Source organism: Pseudomonas sp. GW460-LB5 (genome assembly GCF_059423245.1).
Window position 1 is genome coordinate 24,716 of record NZ_JBWKXT010000067.1, and the last position, 6,408, is coordinate 31,123.

Consider the following 6,408-nt stretch of genomic DNA (forward strand, 5'->3'; position numbering starts at 1 on the left):
TTTGTTGTGGGTGAATCAGATGCTCAGGGTCCAGTCCAGTACCCAAAACCCCGGTTCCAGCAGCGGGCGGGGCAGGTCGCTGGCGTTCAAGGCGCGTTGGTAGTCCAGGCGCAGGCGGCTGCCGGGCAGGCTCAGCTCCAGCCCGGCGGCCGCCCCTGCCAGGCGTTGTGACGGGTTGCCTTGGGCGGTACGGGTCCAGCCCAGATCCAGGCCGATGTACGGGCGAACCTGGACGGGAGAAGCCCAGGGGAGGGGCAGCGGTTGGCTGAACGTGTTGCGCCAGACGGCGCTGCTGGCGCCGGAGTAAGTGCGCAGACGAAACCCCCGCACGGCAGAGTCGTCACTGACCAGTAACTGCTCGACGGCAGGTAACTGATCGCCGCTGTACTGCAGCCCCAGCTCGCTCTGCCAGCGCCATGGGTTACGGGCCGGGCCCTGGCGCAGGTGCAGCAGGCTGGCGCGGTACTTGCGAAAGTCCGGGCGCAGGCGCTGCGCACCCAGTGGCGATTGGTCGGCACCGAATGCGTCAATGCCCTGGGCAACCCCGAGGTAGCCGTTCCACAAACCACCTTCCAGCCAGAGCAGGTTGATACCGGCTTCCACCGTAGTCAGGGTCGGGCTCTGCTGGACGATGACAGCGCCAGCGCTGCGGTTGACCAATTGCTTGCGGTCCAGCCGCACGCTGGCACTGAGCATGCCTTGCGCGTTGCGCCACAATACCCGTTCGATACCCAGGCCCTGATAGCTGCTGCTGCCGTCGGCAGCCTTGTCGCTGCCGGGCAGCGGCGCCTGGTAGCGCAGTTCGCTGGCGCTGAGCGACAGCGACCAGGCGCCATAGGGGATGCTGTAGTACAGCGATAGACCTTGGCTTTTTCCAGGGGTATCGAGCACGGTGCTGGTCAGCGACAGGCGCAGGTCATCATTGAGGCCCAAGGGGCTGTCCAGGCCAATGCCAAGGTTGACGCGGTGACGACCGGTCAGCTCGCTGCCACGGTTGTCGAAGCGGCTGTCCAGGTGCCATCGTGACGCGACCTTGTCTGGCTGCACCACCACGCGCGAGCCGCCCTGCAGTTCGCCGGGCAGCAGGGTGGCGGTCAGCTCGTAGGCGCGCAGGCGGTTGAGCTGGTCCAGACCTTGTTCAAGGTCTGGCAGGTACAGTGGCCGCCCAAGCAGGCCCGGGAATGCGCTGGAGAGGGACAAGGGCAGGTCGGGGCCCGCCAGTTCGATGGATTCGACAAAGCCTTCGAGTATGACGATGTCCAACGGTGCGCCGTTCTCTGGTGCTTGCCGCAGGTAAGGTCGGCTGGTCGGATAGCCGGCTTGCACGTAGCGCCGGGTGATGGCCTGGAGCAGCCGGTTTATGTCGGCGATGCCCATGCAGGCAGGGGTGAGGGCGCGGATGATTGGCGCCAGCGCCGTCTCTGAAAGCTGGTGGTTGCCCGCCACGCGCACGCCATCGACTGCCCAGCAGCGGGCGTCGTGGGGGGGGCGAGGCGTGCTGTCGGTGGGTTGAGCTGCGGCGGGCGCACGCTGCCAGCGTTCCAGGCGCTGCTGTTGCTCCAGCTGCCGCAGCCCATGCTGTTGATCGCGCAGTTGCTGGCTGGCCGGGTCGTCGGCCAGCGCCTGGGCGATGGACAACAGGCCTGACAGGCAACTGGCTGGCAGCCAACGGGCGATGCGGTAAAACAGGCACGGCATTGATACACCCCGCAAATGATGTACGGTCTTCGTACTCGTCTGCGTGGATGCTAAAAATTAAGGCATTCGCCTGGATGCAGTACCTTGCCTAAGCAACTGTGAGGCAAGGTCGCGTAAAGTGGTGGGAAGGTTCCTACAACCTTTGCCGGAAGGCCCTATATCAGGGCCTGATCTCGATCAACGTGCCATCACGTACCAGGTCCCAGACCTCCTGCATGTCACGGTTACGCATGGCAATACACCCGTCGGTCCAGTCCAGGGTATGGAAGTACCACTCCGGGTACTCGTCGTTGATCGGCGTGCCGTGAATCATGATCATGCTGCCGGCACTCACCCCTTCGCGCGTGGCGCGGGCGGCATCGCTCACGTTCGGGTAGTTGATGTGCATGGCCAGGTTGAAGCGGTCGCTCTGCTTGCGCCAGTCCAGCCAGTACAGGCCTTCAGGGGTTTTTTTATCGCCTTCGCGTTGCTTGGCGCCCTTGGGCTGCTTGCCCAGGGAAATGCGGTAGGTTTTCAGCGGCTCGCCACGGCTGATCAGTTGCAAGCGACGCTCGGACTTGATCACCAGCACCTTGTCGATCAGCGGTTGCATGGCCTGCTGCGAAGGCGACGGCGTTTGCGCTGCCGGCACAGGCTTGCGGATGATGGTCTCGGTGAAGGCCGCCTGGGACACCGAGGTAACGCAAAGGCAGAAAAGGGCAAGCAACCAGCGCATGGAACGGTATCCCTGAAGGCTTCTTCTAAGTAGAGGTCGAGGTCGAGACGTTCATCGGCGGCAGGTACTCATGGCCTATGGGGTAGTGCGCCCCGATGCGGTCGCGATAGTAGCATTCTAGTGTGCGTGTGACGGTGCGGAAAGCCAGCTCGCCCCACGGAATCTCATGTTGTTCGAACAACCGCACTTCCAGGCTTTCGATACCCACATCAAACGCCAGGTCTGCGAGTTCTGCGCGGAAGAACACATGCACCTGGTTGATGTGCGGCAAATCGAAGAGCTGGTACAGGCTCATGGGTCCGACCCGGGCGCAGGCTTCCTCGACGGTTTCGCGACGGGCGGCCTGGTCGATGGTTTCGCCGTTCTCCATGAACCCGGCAGGCAGGGTCCAGAAGCCACGGCGTGGCTCGATGGCGCGCCGGCACAGCAGCACCTGGCTGCCCCAGGTCGGTAGTACGCCAGCGACGATGTTGGGGTTCTGGTAGTGGATGGTCTGGCAAGACTCGCAGACATACCGCAGGCGGCTATCGCCCTCGGGAATCCGCTGAGTGACCGGCTGGCCGCACGCGCTGCAGAATTTCATGTGAGGTTCCTTTTGTTCAGGGCTATCTTGGCGTGCAGGCAGGTCTGCCGCAAGCGCAGGGGCTTGGGTGCTTCGCGGCTTTGGTGCATCATGCAAGGCAGGCCTTGGATACGAGCGTGCGCAATGCTGGACGAGCTACTTCGCCGAATGAGCAACCACCAACCCGCATCACTGGAAACCGACCGGCGGTTCCCTGAAGCGGCGGTCCTTTTGCCCATTACCCGCAGCGAAGCGCCCGAGCTGGTCCTGACCCTGCGCGCCAAGGGCTTGTCCACCCATGGTGGCGAAGTGGCCTTTCCCGGTGGCCGACGCGACCCGGAAGACCCGGACCTGGTGTTTACCGCCCTGCGCGAGGCCGAGGAAGAGATCGGCCTGCCGCCTGGGCTGGTGGAAGTGATAGGCCCGCTCAGCCCGCTTGTTTCGCTGCACGGCCTTAAAGTGACGCCATTCGTCGGGCTTATTCCCGACTTCGTCGAATACCGTGCCAACGATGCCGAAATCGCGGCAGTATTCACCGTGCCGCTGGAATTCTTCCGCCAGGACCCGCGCGACCATACCCACCGTATCGATTATCAGGGGCGCAGCTGGTACGTGCCCAGCTACCGCTATGGCGAATACAAGATCTGGGGCTTGTCGGCGATCATGATCGTCGAACTGGTCAACGTGCTGTTTGATGCCGGCATCAGCCTGCACCAGCCACCAGAGCGTTACATCGAAACCTGAGCGGGGCTCACCCCGCCGTCTGCGTTCCAGCCTGAGGAGCATGCATGAAATACCGCCTGGGCGACCTGCGGGTCGAAAGCCACCCCACCAGTTGGGCTGCACCCAACGCCACGCTGATCGGCAACGTGCGCCTGCAGGCCAATGCCAGCGTGTGGTTTGGCGCGGTGCTGCGCGGCGATAACGAGCTCATTGATATTGGCGAAGGCAGCAACGTGCAGGACGGCACGGTGATGCATACCGACATGGGCTCGCCGCTGACCTTGGGCAAGGGCGTTACCGTTGGTCATTACGCCATGCTGCATGGCTGCACGGTGGGCGACTACAGCCTGGTCGGTATCAATGCCGTGATCCTCAACGGCGCGCGCATTGGCAAGCACTGCATCATCGGCGCCAATGCGCTGATCGCCGAGGGCAAGGAAATCCCGGACGGTTCGCTGGTGATGGGCTCGCCCGGCAAGGTAGTCCGTGAACTGACAGAACAGCAGAAACGCATGCTTGAAGCCAGTGCCGCGCATTACGTGCACAATGCCCAGCGTTATGCCCAGGAGCTGGTGGTTGATGATGAGTGATGTTGCAGAGCGGCCGGTAGCTTCGCCGTGCGTGAGCATTTGTGCACTGGACGAGCAGGATATCTGCACGGGCTGCCAGCGTACCGTGGCGGAGATTGGCCGCTGGGGGCGTATGGACAATGATGAGCGCCGGGCGGTGCTCAAGCTTTGCCATGAACGGGCAGTAGAGGCTGGCCTCATCCTGTAGGCGCGACACAAGGCTGCTGCTACAGGGACGGCGTTGCCTGTCGGGGGCGCCAGCGGTAATCTGTTCGGCTTGCCCACAGACGACCCGCCATGTTCTATCTGATTGCCTACATCAGCAGCGTAGTGCTGATCAACTACGCCTTTTCCAGCGCCCCGCACCTGGACATCATCTGGTCCGCCTGGGGCGGCCTGGTGTTCATCCTGCGCGACATGGTGCAGACCCGCTTCGGCCATGGTGCCCTGGTTGCCATGCTGGTGGCCCTGGTGCTGTCCTATGTCACCTCGGAGCCGGCCATTGCCTTGGCCAGCGCCACCGCGTTCTTCATTTCCGAGCTGATCGACTGGCTGGTGTTCAGCATTACCCGCCGGCCACTGCGTGACCGCCTGTGGCTAAGCTCGGCGCTGAGCATTCCGGTGGATACCTTCATCTTTTTCGGCATGATCGGCGCCCTGACCCCGGCGGTGATTGGCACCGCGATGGCGTCAAAGTTCGCCGGTGTCACTGCCGTGTGGCTGGCCATGGCATTTCGCGCCCGACGGGCCGCCGTCGCCGGTTGATGGTGTAGAATAGCGGTCCTTTTTCAGCGGGCGGCGCAAAGCCTGGCGCGGCCCCGGACGCCTTCGAGGACCTGAAATGACCCGTATCGGAACCCCCTTGTCGCCCACCGCGACCCGTGTACTGCTTTGCGGCTGTGGCGAGTTGGGCAAGGAAGTGGTGATCGAGCTGCAGCGCCTGGGCGTCGAAGTGATCGCCGTCGACCGCTACGCCAATGCCCCGGCCATGCAGGTCGCGCATCGCAGCCACGTGGTCAACATGCTCGATGGCGTTGCCCTGCGCGCGGTGATCGAGGCCGAAAAGCCGCACTATATCGTCCCTGAAATCGAAGCCATCGCCACCGCCACCCTGGTCGAGCTGGAAAATGAAGGTTTCAACGTGGTGCCGACCGCCCGCGCCACGCAGCTGACCATGAACCGTGAAGGCATCCGCCGTCTGGCCGCCGAAGAGCTGGACCTGCCGACTTCGCCGTACCACTTCGCCGACACCTATGAAGACTACGCCAAGGCCGTGGCCGATGTGGGTTACCCGTGCGTGGTCAAGCCGGTGATGAGCTCGTCCGGCAAGGGCCAGAGCCTGCTGCGCAGCGATGCCGACCTGCAGAAGTCGTGGGACTACGCCCAGGAAGGTGGCCGCGCCGGCAAGGGGCGGGTGATCGTCGAGGGCTTCATCGACTTCGAATACGAAATCACCCTGCTGACCGTGCGCCACGTTGGCGGCACCACCTTCCTGGAGCCGGTTGGCCACCGCCAGGAGAAGGGCGATTATCAGGAATCGTGGCAGCCGCAGGCCATGAGCCCGAAAGCGCTGGCCGAGTCGCAGCGGGTGGCCAAGGCAGTCACCGATGCCCTTGGCGGTCGCGGGCTGTTTGGTGTGGAACTGTTCGTGAAGGGCGACCAGGTGTGGTTCAGCGAAGTGTCGCCGCGCCCGCATGACACCGGCCTGGTAACCCAGATTTCCCAGGACCTGTCGCAGTTCGCGCTGCATGCCCGTGCCATTCTCGGCTTGCCGATTCCGGTGGTGCGTCAGTTTGGCCCGTCGGCGTCGGCGGTGATTCTGCCAGAAGGGCAGTCGCAACAGACCAGCTTCGCTAACCTGGGCGCAGCACTGAGCGAGCCGGACACGGCCATTCGCCTGTTCGGCAAACCGGAAATCAACGGTACTCGCCGCATGGGCGTGTGCCTGGCGCGTGACGAGTCGGTGGGGCTGGCACGGGCCAAGGCGACCCGCGCTTCCCAGGCGGTCAAGGTCGAGTTCTGATCTGAGACCGTATGGGGCCGCGTTGCGGCCCATTCGCGGGACAAGCCCGCTCCCACAGACCACTCGCAATGCCAGCGGCCTGTGATAATCCTGTGGGAGCGGGCTTGTCCCGCGAATG

Annotated in this window: 8 protein-coding genes; 5 read left to right on the forward strand and 3 right to left on the reverse strand. The window is 63.6% G+C overall.

Going from position 1 to position 6,408, the window contains the following annotated elements; genetic code table 11:
- Positions 1 to 15 precede the first annotated feature (15 nt).
- The 3 genes from AC07XM_RS27165 to AC07XM_RS27175 all read right to left on the reverse strand — a co-directional run bounded on the left by AC07XM_RS27165 (position 16) and on the right by AC07XM_RS27175 (position 2,996).
- The gene (locus AC07XM_RS27165) at positions 16 to 1,698 is read right to left on the reverse strand and encodes a ShlB/FhaC/HecB family hemolysin secretion/activation protein (protein ID WP_102690020.1); all 1,683 of its coding nucleotides are present in this window, start codon (positions 1,696 to 1,698) and stop codon (positions 16 to 18) included.
- A 160-nt stretch (positions 1,699 to 1,858) separates the two neighbouring features.
- A complete protein-coding gene (locus tag AC07XM_RS27170; protein WP_016485134.1) occupies positions 1,859 to 2,413 on the reverse strand; it encodes a L,D-transpeptidase family protein in 555 nt (184 codons plus the stop codon).
- A gap of 25 nt (positions 2,414 to 2,438) precedes the next feature.
- On the reverse strand, positions 2,439 to 2,996 hold the full coding sequence (locus tag AC07XM_RS27175; protein ID WP_016485135.1) for an NUDIX hydrolase: 558 nt from the start codon (positions 2,994 to 2,996) through the stop codon (positions 2,439 to 2,441).
- A 123-nt stretch (positions 2,997 to 3,119) separates the two neighbouring features.
- Between AC07XM_RS27175 and AC07XM_RS27180 the strand changes: the two genes are divergently transcribed.
- The 5 genes from AC07XM_RS27180 (at position 3,120) to purT (ending at position 6,290) form a co-directional block, all read left to right on the forward strand.
- Positions 3,120 to 3,719: a CoA pyrophosphatase gene (locus AC07XM_RS27180; RefSeq protein ID WP_016485137.1), complete on the forward strand. Its 600-nt coding sequence runs from the start codon at positions 3,120 to 3,122 to the stop codon at positions 3,717 to 3,719.
- A 44-nt stretch (positions 3,720 to 3,763) separates the two neighbouring features.
- Positions 3,764 to 4,288 carry a gamma carbonic anhydrase family protein gene (locus tag AC07XM_RS27185; RefSeq protein WP_102690021.1) on the forward strand — a complete coding sequence of 175 codons (525 nt, stop codon included), beginning with the start codon at positions 3,764 to 3,766 and terminating at the stop codon, positions 4,286 to 4,288.
- The gene (locus AC07XM_RS27190) at positions 4,278 to 4,475 is read left to right on the forward strand and encodes a DUF1289 domain-containing protein (RefSeq protein ID WP_016485139.1); all 198 of its coding nucleotides are present in this window, start codon (positions 4,278 to 4,280) and stop codon (positions 4,473 to 4,475) included. Before AC07XM_RS27185 ends, AC07XM_RS27190 begins: the two co-directional genes overlap by 11 nt.
- An 89-nt stretch (positions 4,476 to 4,564) precedes the next feature.
- Positions 4,565 to 5,032, forward strand: coding sequence for a 7-cyano-7-deazaguanine/7-aminomethyl-7-deazaguanine transporter (locus AC07XM_RS27195; protein WP_010952556.1), 468 nt, complete (start codon positions 4,565 to 4,567; stop codon positions 5,030 to 5,032).
- Positions 5,033 to 5,108: 76 nt separating this feature from the next.
- Positions 5,109 to 6,290, forward strand: a complete 1,182-nt coding sequence (gene purT, locus AC07XM_RS27200) for a formate-dependent phosphoribosylglycinamide formyltransferase (RefSeq protein ID WP_102690022.1) — start codon at positions 5,109 to 5,111, stop codon at positions 6,288 to 6,290.
- The last annotated feature ends 118 nt before the right edge of the window (positions 6,291 to 6,408 follow it).